At 65.9% G+C, this 15,199-nt stretch carries 13 protein-coding genes and 1 tRNA gene; 10 read left to right on the forward strand and 4 right to left on the reverse strand.

Going from position 1 to position 15,199, the window contains the following annotated elements:
- Positions 1-271: 271 nt before the first annotated feature.
- On the reverse strand, positions 272-562 hold the full coding sequence (locus SJY41_RS09660) for a DUF2218 domain-containing protein (RefSeq protein WP_380781201.1): 291 nt from the start codon (positions 560-562) through the stop codon (positions 272-274).
- Positions 559-1,149 (reverse strand): PadR family transcriptional regulator, encoded by a 591-nt coding sequence (locus tag SJY41_RS09665; RefSeq protein ID WP_380781202.1) that lies wholly within the window; start codon positions 1,147-1,149, stop codon positions 559-561. Before SJY41_RS09665 ends, SJY41_RS09660 begins: the two co-directional genes overlap by 4 nt.
- 293 nt (positions 1,150-1,442) lie before the next feature.
- Here SJY41_RS09665 and SJY41_RS09670 point away from each other — a divergent pair, with 293 nt between their 5' ends.
- The 5 genes from SJY41_RS09670 to SJY41_RS09690 all read left to right on the forward strand — a co-directional run bounded on the left by SJY41_RS09670 (position 1,443) and on the right by SJY41_RS09690 (position 5,225).
- Positions 1,443-2,762 carry a replication-associated recombination protein A gene (locus SJY41_RS09670; RefSeq protein ID WP_380784101.1) on the forward strand — a complete coding sequence of 440 codons (1,320 nt, stop codon included), beginning with the start codon at positions 1,443-1,445 and terminating at the stop codon, positions 2,760-2,762.
- Positions 2,759-3,100, forward strand: coding sequence for an MmcQ/YjbR family DNA-binding protein (locus SJY41_RS09675; protein ID WP_380781204.1), 342 nt, complete (start codon positions 2,759-2,761; stop codon positions 3,098-3,100). The genes SJY41_RS09670 and SJY41_RS09675 overlap by 4 nt, the downstream gene beginning before the upstream one ends.
- The gene (locus tag SJY41_RS09680) at positions 3,084-3,959 is read left to right on the forward strand and encodes a hypothetical protein (RefSeq protein WP_380781206.1); all 876 of its coding nucleotides are present in this window, start codon (positions 3,084-3,086) and stop codon (positions 3,957-3,959) included. Before SJY41_RS09675 ends, SJY41_RS09680 begins: the two co-directional genes overlap by 17 nt.
- 32 nt (positions 3,960-3,991) lie before the next feature.
- Positions 3,992-4,067: transfer RNA gene (locus SJY41_RS09685), tRNA-Thr, on the forward strand.
- Positions 4,068-4,301: 234 nt separating this feature from the next.
- Positions 4,302-5,225 (forward strand): acyltransferase family protein, encoded by a 924-nt coding sequence (locus SJY41_RS09690; protein ID WP_380781207.1) that lies wholly within the window; start codon positions 4,302-4,304, stop codon positions 5,223-5,225.
- Positions 5,226-5,448: 223 nt separating this feature from the next.
- Here the strand turns inward: SJY41_RS09690 and SJY41_RS09695 are convergent, their stop codons facing one another.
- The gene (locus tag SJY41_RS09695) at positions 5,449-6,654 is read right to left on the reverse strand and encodes an MFS transporter (protein WP_380781209.1); all 1,206 of its coding nucleotides are present in this window, start codon (positions 6,652-6,654) and stop codon (positions 5,449-5,451) included.
- Between the two features lie 102 nt (positions 6,655-6,756).
- On the opposite strand from SJY41_RS09695, the gene SJY41_RS09700 reads away from it, so the two are divergent.
- The gene (locus SJY41_RS09700; RefSeq protein WP_380781211.1) at positions 6,757-7,665 is read left to right on the forward strand and encodes a LysR family transcriptional regulator; all 909 of its coding nucleotides are present in this window, start codon (positions 6,757-6,759) and stop codon (positions 7,663-7,665) included.
- A 120-nt stretch (positions 7,666-7,785) separates the two neighbouring features.
- On the opposite strand, the gene SJY41_RS09705 is transcribed toward SJY41_RS09700, so the two are convergent.
- A complete protein-coding gene (locus SJY41_RS09705; protein WP_380781213.1) occupies positions 7,786-10,872 on the reverse strand; it encodes a TonB-dependent receptor domain-containing protein in 3,087 nt (1,028 codons plus the stop codon).
- A 248-nt stretch (positions 10,873-11,120) separates the two neighbouring features.
- Here SJY41_RS09705 and SJY41_RS09710 point away from each other — a divergent pair, with 248 nt between their 5' ends.
- The 4 genes from SJY41_RS09710 to nagA all read left to right on the forward strand — a co-directional run bounded on the left by SJY41_RS09710 (position 11,121) and on the right by nagA (position 15,189).
- Complete coding sequence (locus tag SJY41_RS09710) at positions 11,121-12,116, forward strand: N(4)-(beta-N-acetylglucosaminyl)-L-asparaginase (protein ID WP_380781215.1); 996 nt, start codon at positions 11,121-11,123, stop codon at positions 12,114-12,116.
- Between the two features lie 13 nt (positions 12,117-12,129).
- On the forward strand, positions 12,130-12,906 hold the full coding sequence (locus tag SJY41_RS09715; protein WP_380781217.1) for a copper homeostasis protein CutC: 777 nt from the start codon (positions 12,130-12,132) through the stop codon (positions 12,904-12,906).
- Positions 12,907-12,985: 79 nt separating this feature from the next.
- Complete coding sequence (locus tag SJY41_RS09720; RefSeq protein ID WP_380781219.1) at positions 12,986-14,050, forward strand: SIS domain-containing protein; 1,065 nt, start codon at positions 12,986-12,988, stop codon at positions 14,048-14,050.
- The gene (gene nagA, locus SJY41_RS09725; protein WP_380781221.1) at positions 14,047-15,189 is read left to right on the forward strand and encodes an N-acetylglucosamine-6-phosphate deacetylase; all 1,143 of its coding nucleotides are present in this window, start codon (positions 14,047-14,049) and stop codon (positions 15,187-15,189) included. The genes SJY41_RS09720 and nagA overlap by 4 nt, the downstream gene beginning before the upstream one ends.
- Positions 15,190-15,199: the final 10 nt, after the last annotated feature.

A 15,199-nucleotide genomic window follows, 5' to 3' on the forward strand; every position in this document is an offset into this window, starting at 1 on the left:
CAAACCCCGAGCCACCTCGACCCCGTCACCCTCCCCCAATAACCGTCACCCTCCCCCAATAACCGTCACCCTCCCCCAATAACCGTCACCCCAGCGAAAGCTGGGGTATCCCTGTTGGCGGGGGCTGCGACCCGAATAGGGAGATCCCAGCTTTCGCTGGGATGACGGTACGGGGTGATGACGGTCGGGGGACTGACGGTCGGAGGCTGATGGTCCGAGGCCGATGGTCGGGAGCCGATGGTCGGGGGCCGATGGTCGCGGGAGCGTCCGCTTAAACCGCCACCCAGTCGAACGTCAGCGGCGCCTCGCGAAACGCGAAGCGGTCGAGGTGGCTGGAGACCACCCCGCGCATCCGGTCGACGTCCTCGCCCTCCGGCACCGTCAGCGCGACGTCGAGCGTCTCGCTGTCGGCGCGCATCTCGAGCACCGCGCCGCTCGGGAAGGCGATGCGACCTTCTTCCTCCGAGAACGTCACCTCCATCTTGTGGCTCCAATGCTTGGCAAGCTGCTGGAGATACTTGCTCGCCGAGTGCGTCGGGACGCGTGCTACCGAGACGCTCACTTCAAACGCTCGATCTTCTGCGCGGCCTCATCGAGCAACGCCGCGACTTCGTGCAGCGTATCTTCGTTGACGTCCTCACGCATCAGCCGGTGCTGGAGCACCTGCCGCAGATTGCCCATCGCCCGCCGGATCGGCGCGCCATCGGTCCGCTCGGACTCCGCCCCGACCGCTGCCAGCCGGGCGAACAAGCCGTCCACCACGGCCGCATTCTCGGCCAGATGCGCGCGGCCCTCGTCGCTTGCCGCAAAGCGCTTCTTCGCGCCTTCCGACTGCTGCTCCTCGATCAGCCCCATCTCGTCGAGCATGCTGAGCGTCGGATAGACGACGCCCGGGCTCGGCGCATAGCCACCCCCGGTCAGCCCCTCGATCTCGCGGATCAGGTCGTAGCCGTGGCGCGGTGCATCCGCGATCAGCTTCAGCATCACGAGCTTCAGCTCGCCGCCGTCGAACAGCCGCCGCCGACCACCGGGGCCACCGCGATGACCGTGTCCATGCCGGCCGTGACCGTCGTGACCCGGCCGACCCCGACCTTCGCCGTCAGCCCGCGGGCCGCTGGTCCAGGCTCCATATCCCATACCAAAACGCATTTGAGTGTTCTCCGATATATCTTTGTTCATGAGTTGCGATATATCGCAGACTGTTTCTGGTTCAAGGGGTGGACGAAAAGATTCGCCTTTCTCCAGTCCGTCATCCCCGCGCAGGCGGGGAATTAGACCCTCGGACCGAGCGAGTGGCGTTGCCGCCAGCCAGTATGGATCCCCGCCTGCGCGGGGATGACGGACGGGTGTGGGTGGCGATCGGATGACGAGGCCTGAAGATGACGCGCGCGCGCGGGCCCAGACGGATGGGCAAACCGCCACCCCGCCCCTATCTTGCCGGAATGGCCGACCTCTTCGCGGGCTTCGAACCCGCCGCCCCTACCGAAACGCATCCCGAAAACGCGCCGCTCGCCGATCGCCTGCGCCCGCGCACGCTAAGCGAAGTCGTCGGGCAGGATCACATCACCGGCCCCGAAGGCGCGATCGGCAGGATGGTGTCGGCAGGACGACTGTCCTCGATCATCCTGTGGGGCCCGCCCGGCACCGGCAAGACGACGATCGCCCGGTTGCTGGCCGACGCGGTCGACCTGCGTTTCGTCGCGATCTCGGCGGTGTTCTCCGGCGTCGCGGACCTCAAGAAATCCTTCGCCGAGGCGCGCGAGCACGCCAAGATCGGCAAGCGCACCTTGTTGTTCGTGGACGAGATCCACCGCTTCAACCGCGCGCAGCAGGACGGATTCCTGCCCTATGTCGAGGACGGCACGGTGACTTTGGTCGGCGCGACCACCGAGAACCCATCGTTCGAACTCAACGCCGCTCTGCTCAGCCGCGCGCAGGTGCTGATCCTCGAACGGCTCGGCCGCGGTGCGCTCGAACAGCTGCTCGACCGCGCCGAGACGGAGATGGCGCGCCCCCTGCCCCTCACCCCGCCCGCCAAGGATGCGCTGATTGCCAGTGCGGACGGCGACGGCCGCTTCCTGCTCAATCAGGCGGAGACGCTGTTCTCGGTCAACCTGCCCGAACCGCTCGATCCCGCCGGGCTGTCGGCGTTCCTGCAACGCCGTGTCGCGGTGTACGACAAGGATCGCGAGGGCCATTACAACCTCATCTCCGCGCTCCACAAATCGATCCGCGGGTCGGACCCGCAGGCCGCACTCTATTACCTCGCGCGGATGCTGACGGCGGGCGAGGAACCGCTGTTCCTGCTCCGTCGCCTGACCCGCGCCGCGGTCGAGGACATCGGCCTCGCCGACCCGCAGGCGCTGGTCCAGTGCATCGCCGCCAAGGACACCTACGACTTCCTCGGCAGCCCCGAAGGCGAACTCGCGATCGCGCAGGCCTGCGTCTATCTCGCGACCGCACCCAAATCGAACGCGGTCTACAAGGCGCAGAAAGCGGCGTGGAAATCGGCCCGCGAGACGGGCTCGCTGATGCCCCCCGCGTCGATCCGCAACGCGCCGACCAAGCTCATGCGCGATATCGGCTACGGCAAGGGCTATGCGTACGATCACGATGCGGAGGATGCGTTCTCCGGCTCGGACTACTGGCCCGACGAGATGAGCCCGCAGACTTTCTACACCCCCACCGAACGCGGTTTCGAGAAGCGCCTGTCGGAGCGGCTCGCCTATTGGGACGGCCTGCGCACGGAAAAACGGTCGTGAAGGATTGGGATGCGGTCGCGAAGTATGCGCTGTCGCTGCCCGATACCGAGGCATCGACGTCCTACGGCCAGCCCGCGATCAAGACACGGGGCAAGATGTTCGTCAGCACCGGCCATGTCGACGGCAGCTTCCATGTCCGCAGCCCGCACGACGAGAAGGCCGTGCTGCTCGCGACCGATCCGGACAGTTTCTGGCAGACGCCGCATTACGAGCCCTGGCCCGGCCTGCAGGTGCGCTACGGCACGAGCAATCCGGTCCGGGTCGCCCGCGTGATCGCCCGCGCGTGGTGGGATCAGGCCGCCGCGAAGCAGCGAAAGGCCTATGGCGATCGCCCCTGACCGGTTCGGCCATTTTGCCGCGATCGACTGGTCGGGGGCGGTCGGTCCTCGCCAGCCGGGGATCGCCGTTGCGATCTGCGCGCACGGGTCCGAAGCACCGACGCTGATCGAGCCCGACCGCGGCTGGTCGCGCACCGCCGCGCTGGACTGGCTCACCAACGCGATGCCGACGGACACGCTGGTCGGGCTCGATCTCGGGCCGTCGCTTCCGTTTGTCGACCGGGATGCGTTCTTTCCGGGCTGGGCGGACAGTCCAGCAGAGGCCCGATCGCTATGGGCAGTGGTCGAGCGCATCTGCGCGGACGATCCGCATCTCGGCGCCAGCAGTTTCGTCGATCACGACGAGATCGCCCGGCATCTGCGTCGCCACGGCGGGCGCAAGGGCGAGTTCTTCGAAGGCCGCGGCCGGCTGCGCGTGACCGAGGAGGCACAGCGTCGACAGGGACTTAGCCCTACCAGCAACCTGAATCTTGTCGGTGCGGCGCAAGTCGGCAAGTCGAGCCTCACCGGCATGCGCGTGCTGCACCGCCTCGCCGGCCGCATACCGATCTGGCCGTTCGACCCGCTGCCGTCGCAAGGCGCGGTGATCGTCGAAATCTACACCACCATCGCCGCGCGTGCCGCCGGTATCCGCAAAGGGCTCAGCAAGATCCGCGACGCCGCCTCGCTCGACGTGGCACTGGCCAACCTCGGCAGCCAGCCGCATCGGCCGCTCGCCCGCTACGACGACCACGCGACCGATGCGATCCTCACCGCCGCCTGGCTCCGCGCCAACGCCGATCGCGCCGAACTGTGGACGCCGACCGCGATGACGTCGCATATTGCGCAAACCGAGGGCTGGACCTTCGGCGTTTCTTGAAGCATTGGGCGCTCACGCCCGACGCGCACCGGGCCGGTTTAGCTCAGTTGGTAGAGCGCCAGTTTTGTAAACTGGATGTCGCGGGTTCGATTCCTGCAACCGGCACCATCTTTTACCGCCATACCCACCGCATCCCGCGGCACGAACGATCCGCCAGCTTCCGCGAGGCGAGCGCCTTCGCCTCGTGCGCCGATGCACGAGATCCTTGCTACGGGCCGCCGCGTGCGGCGGACCTCCGGGTCAATCACCTAGCATAATCTTGGCAAATAGCTCAAAGATGAAATCGTGGCGAAGAGCTGCGGGCTCCGCTAATTTGTCCAAGATTCTGTTGCTGGGGAAATAATGGCAAACGAGACAAGCGATTCGCAGCGAATCCAAAAGTCTCGATCCGATCGCAATCAATGGATCGAGACGCTTCGTGTCATAGCAGCTTTCGGGATCGTCTGGTTCCATGCAGCAGCACCTGGTTATTCGATTGCCTATGCCGGATTGGTTGTATTCCTTGTTTTATCATCATATTTTGAGACGCTTCGAACGACCAATAGTATAAGTGCGGGTGCACTTTTATTCAGGCTGGGTGTACCCTGGCTATTCTGGATGGTGGTGTTCGGCGCCTTCCGTATTGCGCGGCATCTTCCTTTGTTTCCAACGGAGTTAGGTCTTGTATCCGGCTTGCTCTACGGAACAAAAGCGCATCTGTGGTTTATGCCGTACCTTCTTGCGAGCACACTGGCGCTGCGCGTGTTACGCCGAACACGTATCTGGAGCATGCTGCCGGTTATAGCGTTCGGTCTGTCGCTAGTCGCCTTGGCCACCGTCAGCGTCTGGAGACCGGGATCCCTGTCGGCCGGACCGCCATGGGCGCAGTATGCGCAGGCGCTCACGCCGACATTATTTGGAATCATACTCATCCGCGGCCGGGGCATGGCCAGATGGATGACCGCCGTCATCATAACAGCGATGCTGGGCATTGCGTTGCTGCCGTTCTCCGGCGTGGGCATCCCGTATTTTATCGGTTGCGGGGCGGTGATGGCCGCGTTGATCGCGCAAGCGTGGAGGCCTCTTCGCACGACCATCCCAAGTCGCATTTCGACCCTTCTACTCGGCGTCTATCTTATCCATCCCGCGATATTGATGGTGACCCGGCCACTGACAACGCGTTTCGCCCTGGCGGGCGTCACGGTGACGTTTCTGCTCTCGCTCGGCATCGTCTGGACGATGCGCCGTTTCGGCGGTCGTTTCGGCAGATTCGTCACCGGCAGCTGACGGGGTAAGTCCTGTGCTTCGTACGCCGCGCTGACGATACCTACCGTTGATGTTGACTCGGCACTTTTCTCCGCCGGGGTCGCCGCAGGTCTGCTACGCGACAACCAACACCGATCGTGATGGTCGACAGGTCCCCGCCCAAGCGGCCGACGCCAGAGCGACGCACGGGACTGGTCGCGCCCAAGCTCAGCCATCAGCGTCCCCTGCGCCAAGACCACGTCGGTCAGTCGTTATTCCGAACCTTCAGCCGGTTCACCACCGGCGTGACCAGCACCGCGAGGATCGCGATCGCCGCGGCGACATAGCCGACCGCCCCCAGCCCGAGATGCTGGATCACCGAGCCGCCGATGATCGCGCCCAGGCCGATCCCGGCATTGGCCATCGACACGTTGAGCGTGCCGGCCAGCGCCTGTGCATGGCTCGCCGACTGCATCACGCGGACCTGGCAGATCGGGTAGAGCGCGGTATTGGCGATACCCCATACGGCAAGCGCGATCGCGAGCCAGACGTGCGAGCCGGCGGCCAGCGTCGTCGCGGCCATGCCGACCGCCAGTATCAGCGAGGTGATCGCCGTCACCATCAGCGGCCCGCGCCCGACAAACTGTCCGCCGAGCCAGTTGCCGGCGAGCCCGACGATGCCGAAGCCCATCAGCCACCAGCCGACCTGCCCGACCGGGATGTGCGCGATCTGCTCCAGCGTATCGGCGAGATAGGTGTAGGCGGTGAACATCGCGGTGAAGACGATCACCGACAACACCACGTTGCCGAGGAAATACGGGTCCTTGAGGATTCGCGCCTGCTCCGCGAGCTTCACCCGCGCAGGACGCGCCAGGGTCGGCATCACGACGAGCAGCAACACCGCCATCAGCAACGACAGCCCCGACAGGCCCCAGAACGTCCCGCGCCAGCCGAACGCGGTCGACGCCAGCGTGCCGAGCGGAATGCCCAGCACCATCGCCCCGGAGATGCCAAGATAGACGTTGGCGACCGCCTTGCCCGCCTTTTCCGGTCCGGCGAGTTCGCCTGCGGTCTCGCTGGCCGTGCCCCAGAACACCGGCAGGGCGAGCGCCGGCAGGAAGCGGGCGAGGCCCAATACCCAGATATCCGGCGCGGCCGCGGCGAGTGCGTTGGCGCCGGCGAAGATCACCAGGATCACCACGAACAGCCGCTTGCGCTCGAAATGCGAGAGCATCGCGGTCAGGAACGGCCCAGCCAGCATGACGGTGAACGCGAACAGCGTCACCAGCTGACCAGCGACGGCGACCGATATGCCGAGATCGCGCGACAGGCTCGGCAACAGGCCGACGATGATGAACTCGGTCGTGACGATGACGAAGGCGGAGATCGCCAGCAGCAGCACGGCCAGGCCATGCCCCGCGGATTTCGCATCCGGCGATGCGGCGGTGACGGGACGGACGGGGGACGACATGGGCAAGCTCCTGAATCGTGCCTCCTCTACGCGCGACGAAAAGCAACGTCGTGCGGCAAGTTTTCGCGTATGGCGGGACAATAATTCCAGAATAGGCGTCCCATGATCCCCTCCGAACGCCTCAAGGGCATCGAAGCTTTCGTCTGCACCGCCGATGCGGGCAGCTTCACGGCTGCGGGCGTGCGCCTCAATCTGACGAATTCCGCGGTCAGCAAGAGCGTGGCGCGGCTGGAGGCGCGGCTCGGCAGCCGGCTGTTCGAGCGTACCACGCGCAAGCTGACGCTGACCGATGTCGGCGCGGCGTTCTACGAGACCTGCGTCCGCGTGCTGGGCGATCTTGCCGATGCGGAGGCCGTGCTGGCTTCGCACCGGTCGGAGATCGTCGGGCGGCTGAAGGTGGACGTGCCGATCGCGTTCGGGCGGATGCGGGCGATGCCGCTCTTGCTGGCGTTTGCCGAGCGGCATCCGAACCTGCGCCCGAGCATCACCTTTACCGACCGGAAGGTCGATATCGTCGAGGAGGGTATCGATGTCGCGATCCGGATCGGCGCATCGGAGCCATGGCCGGACAATCTCGGCCATCGCCACATCGGCAGCGAGCGCGTGATCTTCTGCGCGGCGCCCGCCTATCTCGATCGGCGCGGACGACCGAAGGTGGCCGACGACCTGGCGCGGTTCGACTGCATTCTCTATGGTCGCGGCGACGGCAGCACGATCAACTGGCGCTTTGCCGACGGCAATGGCCGGATCGAGGAAAGGCCGATGGAGGCGCGCATCATATTGGGCAGCGCGGAGGCGCAGGTCGGCGCGGTCAAGGCAGGGTTCGGCATCGCGCAACTCGCGACGTGGCTGATCAAGGACGAACTGGAGCGCGGCGAACTGGTCGAGATCCTGCCCGAACTCGCGACCGTCGGCCTGCCATTGAACCTCGTCTGGCCGCGGAGCCGACAGCTGAGCCCGAAGGTGGATGCGTTGCTGGCAACATTGACCGCCGGTCTCAGCATCGACTGACCGACGGAGACGCCCTGGGGTTCGGGCGCCGTCACCGGTCCCGCTTGGAAACGTCGACGGCGCCGGTACCCTGCAACGATCGTTGCAGGGTACCGGCGCCGGGAGAACGTCCGACGTCGATCAGAACTTCATCGTTGCGCCGACCGCGAGGTTACGGCCGAGCGAGTCGTAGCGCGCGGGGATCGTGTTGCTGCGGGCAAGGCTGATGTCGTACGAATTCGCCAGGATCGGCGGGTTCTTGTCGAGCAGGTTGTTCGCGATCAGGCGCAGCGAGAAGCTGCGGTCGATCTGGAACGTCATCGCAAGGTCGAAATAGCTTGCAGGGGCGATGTGGTAGAACGTCGTCCGTGCCCGCTCCGGCGTGCCGCCGATCGCTTCGTCACCCGAATTGTCGGCGCTGGTGAGCGAACCGACATAGCGCCAGTTGAACGAGGTGCTGAAGACGCCGTCGCCGGTCGTGTAGGTCGTGCGCAGGCCATGTGACCACTTCGGCAGCAACTGGCCGCAACCATTGCCGTAATAGCCGACGCAGTTGCGCTTGGGCTGGAGCGGCGAATCCTGGCTGCCCGCGAACGTCGTCAACGAGCCGTTGAAGTTCCAGTCGACCTTGCCAGCGCCGCCGAGGCCGAGCGTGTATTGTGCTTGGAAATCGATGCCGCGTGCGATCGACTTGTAATAGTTGGTCGTGCCCTGGCGGATGAAGCCGCTGGTCGGGTTGCTGCTGGCCGGTGCGTAGAGGATGCCGGTACCGGGCTGACGGACGATGCCCGAGCAGAAGAACGGATCGCCGTTCGAGCGCTGGCAGCCATCGGTGTAATAGGTATAATCGTTATACCCCAGCGAGTTGTCGATCTTGATCTGATAGCGATCGACCGAGAACACCAGCCCGCGGATGAAGCTGGGCTTCACCACCAGGCCATAGGTCAGCGTGTAGGCGGTCTCCGGGTCTGCGGTGTAGCCCCCCGACTGGACGGTGCACTGGTTGCCGTCGCCCTGGTTACACAGCAACGTCGGGCTGCCGTACAACGCGTCGGACAGCCCCGTGGCGCGGCAGACGTCGCGCGATGCGACCGGCGAGCCGTAGGTGATCGCGCCGGTGGTCGGATTGGTCGTGACGGTGGGTGCGCAGAAGTCGTTCTGCGACCCGCCCTGAAGGCCGTAGCTGATGTTCTTCGCCTGCGCGGTCTCGATGACCGTCGGTGCGCGCTGCGCCTTGTTGTACGATCCGCGGAACGTCAGATCGCTGACGGGGGCGTAGATGCCCTCGATCTTCCAGGTGTTGAAGGTGCTGGGGTTGCCGCTGTACTTCGACACGCGGTAGCCGCCGTTCGCCTGCAACAGGTGCGCGAAGGGACGATCCTCGATGAGCGGGGCCTGTACCTCGATGTTCGATTCCCAGACGTTCTGCGACACGTCGAGGTCGCTGCCGCCATTCATGTCGCGGTACGCGGCATCGGCGGTCGAGGTGTAGTTGTCGTTACGGTATTCCGCGCCAAGTGCGATCGCCACGCCCTGGTTGGCGAACGGCGACGTGATGCCGTATTTGCCGAGATCGCCGGTGACCGAGATCAACCCGTCCCACAGCGTACCGACACCCTTGGTGCTGCCCCCGGCGGTGGTGAACAGCCACTCGGCGAGCGGCTGGCCAGGCGTGTTGGCGGTAAACGCGTTGAACGGAACGCAGCCCGCCACGCCACTTGCGCAGGTCGCCACGCCGTTGACGTTGACGACGTCGAGCGACTGGTTGACGCGGTCGTAGTTCGGCAGGTTGCCGTAGTTCACGACCTGCTTGTTGCGCGCATAGACGCCGCCGACATCCCAGGTCCACGCATCGCCGACCTTGCCGCGGAAGCCGCCGGTCGCCCGGATGCCGCTGTTGATGTAGGTATCGGGAATGTCGGCCAGGTCGCTGAAGCGATAGCGGAGTTCGATCGGTGCCTTCGTGTTGGTACCGGCCGCGGCACCGCAGATCGCGGTCGCCTGAGACCCCGACAGATACGGGTTGTTGCAGTTCACCTGGTAAGGCTGATCGCCATAGACGGTGTAGCTGTAGATCCGCGCCGGATAGACGTTCTCGGACTTGTCGCGGAACCAGATGCCGGACGCGTATGCCTCGATATCCGAGGTGATATCCGCGCTTATGAAGCCACCGGCGTTCCACCGCTCCGATGCGCGCTGATAGGAATAGCCGTCATACGGATTGGTCGCGTTGCCCGCGCCGACGCCGTAGGGAACGAAGGTGTGGGTACCTTTCGGGTCGTTCACATAGGCGGCACCGCTATTCGCACCCGAACGCGGCGAGATATAGCCGCTCGGCGAATAGGTCGACAGCGAGCACGACAACGGACCGTCCTTGCCGGTCTGGATGAGCTGGCACGCCGAGCTCGAACGCGCGTCGTAATCGACGATGTCGGTGTGACGATAATTGACGAAGCCCGACAGGCGAACCGCACCGTCGAACAGCTTCTTGCCGGCGGTGACGGTGATGTCGGCCCGGCCGCCGTCATCGGTCATGCCGCGCGGGCTGCCGAAGCTGTTTGCGCGCGCCAACGACGACACGATCGTGTCCTTGTTGTCATGATTGTAGAAATTATAGTTGCCGTCGACCTGAAGCCCTTCGAAATCCTTCTTGAGGATGAAGTTGACCACGCCGGCGACCGCGTCGGAGCCATAGACCGACGAAGCGCCGCCGGTCAGCACGTCGACGCGCTCGAGCAGCGACGGCGGGATGATGCCGACGTCCTGGCCGTTCTGCGTGCCAAGCCGCTTGCCGTCGATCAGGACGAGCGTACGCTCGAAGCCGAGGCTGCGCAGCTTGATGCGCTGGCGACCGTCGGAATCCTGGTAATTCTGCTGTGCGTCCGGCGCGATCTGCGGCAGCCGGTTCAGCACGTCCTCGATGTTCGTCGGAGCCTGTGCGCGGATGTCCTGTGCGGTGATCGAGGTGATCGGCGCCGCCGACGTCATGTTCGGACGCTGGATGCGCGAACCGGTGACGACGATCGAATCGTTCGATCGGTTATCATCGCCGACCGCCGCGGTTGCGGTCGTCGCGTCGGCTGCAACCTTGGCTTCGGCCGGAGTCGTTGCCGCAGCCTGAGCCGGCGTTACGCCGCCTGCCGGAACGTCCTGCGCCATGGCAGGCAAGGCCGAGAACGCGAGCGATCCCACGAGGGCGATCCGCGAAACAGAATGTCCGAACTTCATATTTACCCCTTTTTTGGCCCGATCGCGCGATGACGCTGTATCGGGTTGCAACGACAGGTTCGGTCGATTCTGGAATTCAGTCAATGCCTAAACAATACCTCTTTGGAACATTTACGTTAAAATGTTTCAAATCGGCGTCATGACTGGCGGAGGCGACTATCGTGCGATAGCGTAGCCTTCGAATGCTGATGGGGGATTCCATGTTCAACACGCGACGATCGCTGCTCGCAGGCTTGGGTAGCCTGGGTATGATACCATTCGTGACGATCCCGGCGAAGGCGCGTGGTCGCGCCGCGGCCACCGGAACGGCGCCCATGTCTGCCGGTCGGGTATCGGGCGCGGTCATCCTGTCGACCTGGGATTTCGGCGCCGCCGCAAACGCCGCGGCCTTTGCGCGACTGCGTTCCGGCGGGACGTTGATCGATGCGGTCGAAGCCGGCGGGATGGTACCGGAAGCCGATCCGACCAACCACAGCGTCGGGTATGCCGGCTATCCGGACCGCGACGGGCACGTGACGCTCGACGCGGTCATCATGGACGATGCCGGTGGCGTCGGTGCGGTCGCCGCGCTGGAAAACACGGTACACGCGATCTCGGTCGCCCGCCGCGTGATGGAGCGTACGCCGCACACCCTGCTCGTCGGCGAAGGCGCGACCCGGTTCGCGCGCGACCAGGGGTTTCCGCAACAGTCGTTGCTCACGCCGGACTCCGAGAAGGCGTGGCGCGACTGGTTGAAGACCGCGAAATACCAACCTGAGGCCAACAGCGAAAACCGGATCACGCGAACACCCGGCGGGGCGCTCGACCACGATACCATTGGCCTGCTCGCCCGTACCGCCGACGGACGCATGGCGGGGGCGTGCACGACCTCCGGCATGGCCTTCAAGATGCGTGGTCGGGTCGGCGACTCCCCGCAGGTCGGGTCGGGCCTGTATGTCGAGGCCGGCGTCGGCGGCGCGACGTCGACCGGGCTCGGCGAGGAAGTTACGCGGGTCGCGGGATCGGCGCGCGTCGTCGCCTCGATGCGCGCCGGCGCGACGCCGCAACAGGCCTGCGAAGAGGTCGTCCGCCACATCGCCAAGCTGCGCGGCGACGCCATTCGCGGCGTCCAGGTCGGCTTCCTCGCGCTCGACACGAAGGGCAATGTCGGTGCGTTCTGCCTGCTGCCGGGCTTCACCTACGCCGTCACCGACGCGCAGGGCACGACGACGGTGCTGAAGGCCCGATCGCTGTTCCAGGCGTGATGCAGCCGTGAGAATGCTCGAAGTCTGCGTTGAAGATCTCGACGGCATCGACGCCGCCCTCGCGGGCGGCGCCGATCGCATCGAATTGTGCGCGGCGCTTTCGGTGGGCGGTCTCACGCCGCCCGCGTCGCTGGTCCGCGCGGCGGCGCAGTTCGACCGAGACATAACGGGTGACGTTCGCGCCCTGCCCGCTCACCTGCTCGCGCGGCCACGCGAAGGCGGGTTCGTCTACACGCCGCGCGAGCAGGCGCTGGTCGCCGACGACATCCGCACCGCCGCCGAAGCCGGGCTGGCCGGCGTCGTGCTCGGCGCGCTCGATGACGACCGCCGCCTCGATCTGGCCGCGCTGTCGGCATGGGTCGCCCACGCTCGGATGCTTGGGGACGCACGCGGGCGCGCTCTCTCTTTGACCCTGCACCGCGCGTTCGACCTTTGCCGAGACATGCCCGCGGCGATGGAGGCCGCCATCGCGTTGGGTTTCAATCGGATCCTGACCTCGGGCGGCGCCCCGAAGGCGATCGACGGCGCCGCCATGCTCGCCCGGCTGCATCGGCAATCCGCCGGCCGCATCGTCATCCTTGCCGGCAGTGGCGTCTCGCCAGCGACGTTACCGGCGATCCTCGAAACCGGTGTGCTCGAAGTCCACGCATCCTGTCGGATACCCGTGACGCTGGACCCCGATCCGGACGCGATCCGCTTCGGTTTCGTGTCCCCCGGGCGCGGTGCCACCGACCGGAACACGGTGCGAACACTGGTAAATATGATAGCGGCGCAAGCCACGCTTGAATAATACCAATCTATAACTTACTCAAACTGGTCTGGGTTGGGAGTTCCTGTGTCTCCGCCCACAACAATCGAAGCGAGCCGCAATGCACGAAGCCTCTTCCCCGCCACCGATCGCCGAACACGCGACTCTGATGTTCCGCGAGGCGGCTGAGTTGGCCGACGCGGTCGCGCGGATGCTCGCTGCCAATGCCGCGACGTTTGCCGCGCTCGGCGCGCGATTGCGCGATACGCCGCCAGCGGTCGTCGTGACCTGCGCGCGCGGCTCGTCCGACCATGCCGCGGTGTATGGCAAATACCTGATCTGGACCAAGACGGGGATCCCGGTCGCCGCGGCGGCACCGTCGGTCATCTCGCTCTATGACGCGCCGATCGGTACCCGCAACACGCTGTGCATCGCGATTTCGCAGAGCGGTCGCAGCCCGGACCTGCTTGCCACGGTCGCCGCGCAAAAGGCGGCCGGCGCGCATGTCGTCGCGCTGGTCAACGACGAGACCTCGCCGCTCGCCGCCACTGCCGACACGCTGATCCCGCTGAACGCCGGCGCTGAAAAGTCGGTCGCCGCGACCAAGTCGTATATCTGTTCACTCGCCGCGCTGGCTGCGTTGACGACCGAATGGGCGGACGACGATGCGCTGCGTGCCGCGGTCGCCGCACTGCCGGCCGACCTCGCGCGAGCGTGGACGCTCGACTGGTCCGCCGCGGTCGAGCCGCTGCGGACCGCGACCAACCTGTTCGTCATCGCGCGTGGCTTCGGCTTCGGCATCGCCAACGAGGCGGCGCTGAAAATGAAGGAAACCTGCGCGCTGCACGCCGAATTGTTCAGTTCGGCCGAGGTTCGCCACGGCCCGATGCAGCTCGTCGACGATGGCTTCCCGCTGCTGGCGCTCGCCACCTCCGACAGCGTTGGCGACGGCGTTCGCAGCGCGGCACAGGAATTCGCGGCGCGCGGCGCCCGAGTCCTACTCGCCGATGCTGGCCTCGACGGAAGCTCGGACGACACCGTGCTGCCGGCACTCGCCGCGCATCCGGCGATCGAACCGATCCTGATGATCCAGAGCTTTTATCGCATGGTCAACGCGCTGTCGCTTGCGCGAGGGCTCAACCCCGACGCACCGTCGCATCTCAGCAAGGTGACGCGCACGCTATGACGATCTTCCGGTTCTTCAACGGCCATGTGGCTGCCGCAACGGGTGTCCTGACCGACGCGACGATCGTCGTCGAGAACGGGCGGATCGTCGATATCAGCGCATCGTCCGCCGACCATGACGCCGCCACCGCGATCGATCTCGACGGCGGCTGGCTGATGCCCGGCTTCATCGATACGCAGGTCAACGGCGGCGGCGGCGTGCTGTTCAACGATACGCCTACGGTCGAGGGTATCGCCGCGATCGGCGCGGCGCACCGGCCGTTCGGCACCACCGCGTTCCTGCCGACGCTGATCAGCGACACGCCCGACGTGATCGCGCTCGCGCTCGATGCAGTCGATGCAGCGATCGAGGCCGGTGTCCCCGGCGTGCTCGGCATCCATATCGAAGGACCCGTGATCAGCCCGGACCGCAAGGGGATCCACGATCCCGCGCGGTTCCAGGACCTCGACGATGACCTGCTCGCGCTGCTGACCCGCCCCCGCCTCGGCCGGGTCATGGTGACGCTCGCACCCGAGCGCGTGACCGCGGCGCAGATCGCGACGCTGACGGCGGCCGGCGTGCTGATCAGCATCGGCCACAGCAACGCCGACCACGCGACCGCCTCGGCCGGCATTGCGGCCGGGATCACCGGCGTGACGCACCTGTTCAACGCGATGTCGCCGCTGGTTCACCGTGCGCCGGGCGTCGTTGGTGCGGTGCTCGACGACCAGACGGTGTATTGCGGGATCATCGTCGACGGCTTCCACGTCGAGGACTCGGTCCTGCGGATCGCGTTGCGCGCCCGGCCGCACGACCGGTTCATGCTGGTGTCCGATGCGATGCCGTGCGTCGGTGCGGCGGAGAAGTCGTTCGTGCTGCAAGGCCGCGAGATCCATGTCGAAGGCGGTCGCTGCGTCGGCGCCGACGGCACGCTGGCAGGCTCCGATCTCGACATGGCGGGCGCGGTCCGCAACACCGTCGATCGGCTCCGCGTGGCCCCGGAAACCGCGGCGGCGATGGCGGCGACCTATCCGGCGGCGTTCCTGCAACTGTCCGACGATCGCGGCACGCTTCGCGCAGGGCTGGTGGCCGACTGGGTCGTCCTCACCCGCGACCTGCAACCCGCAAGCACCTGGATCGGCGGCGTCGTCCAGGACTGACCTGCCGCCG

This window comes from Sphingomonas sp. R86520 (genome assembly GCF_042466285.1).
Classification (GTDB): Bacteria; Pseudomonadota; Alphaproteobacteria; order Sphingomonadales; family Sphingomonadaceae; genus Sphingomonas.

What these genes read in the sequence shown, in the direction of transcription:
- SJY41_RS09680 (WP_380781206.1), top strand. Translation starts at nt 3,084, where the DNA reads ATGGCGATCGCCCCTGACCGGTTCGGCCATTTTGCCGCGATCGACTGG.
- SJY41_RS09715 (WP_380781217.1), top strand. Translation starts at nt 12,130, where the DNA reads ATGCTCGAAGTCTGCGTTGAAGATCTCGACGGCATCGACGCCGCCCTC.
- SJY41_RS09695 (WP_380781209.1), bottom strand. Translation starts at nt 6,654, where the DNA reads ATGTCGTCCCCCGTCCGTCCCGTCACCGCCGCATCGCCGGATGCGAAA.
- SJY41_RS09720 (WP_380781219.1), top strand. Translation starts at nt 12,986, where the DNA reads ATGCACGAAGCCTCTTCCCCGCCACCGATCGCCGAACACGCGACTCTG.
- SJY41_RS09710 (WP_380781215.1), top strand. Translation starts at nt 11,121, where the DNA reads ATGATACCATTCGTGACGATCCCGGCGAAGGCGCGTGGTCGCGCCGCG.
- SJY41_RS09700 (WP_380781211.1), top strand. Translation starts at nt 6,757, where the DNA reads ATGATCCCCTCCGAACGCCTCAAGGGCATCGAAGCTTTCGTCTGCACC.
- nagA (WP_380781221.1), top strand. Translation starts at nt 14,047, where the DNA reads ATGACGATCTTCCGGTTCTTCAACGGCCATGTGGCTGCCGCAACGGGT.
- SJY41_RS09705 (WP_380781213.1), bottom strand. Translation starts at nt 10,872, where the DNA reads ATGAAGTTCGGACATTCTGTTTCGCGGATCGCCCTCGTGGGATCGCTC.
- SJY41_RS09690 (WP_380781207.1), top strand. Translation starts at nt 4,302, where the DNA reads ATGGCAAACGAGACAAGCGATTCGCAGCGAATCCAAAAGTCTCGATCC.
- SJY41_RS09670 (WP_380784101.1), top strand. Translation starts at nt 1,443, where the DNA reads ATGGCCGACCTCTTCGCGGGCTTCGAACCCGCCGCCCCTACCGAAACG.
- SJY41_RS09665 (WP_380781202.1), bottom strand. Translation starts at nt 1,149, where the DNA reads ATGCGTTTTGGTATGGGATATGGAGCCTGGACCAGCGGCCCGCGGGCT.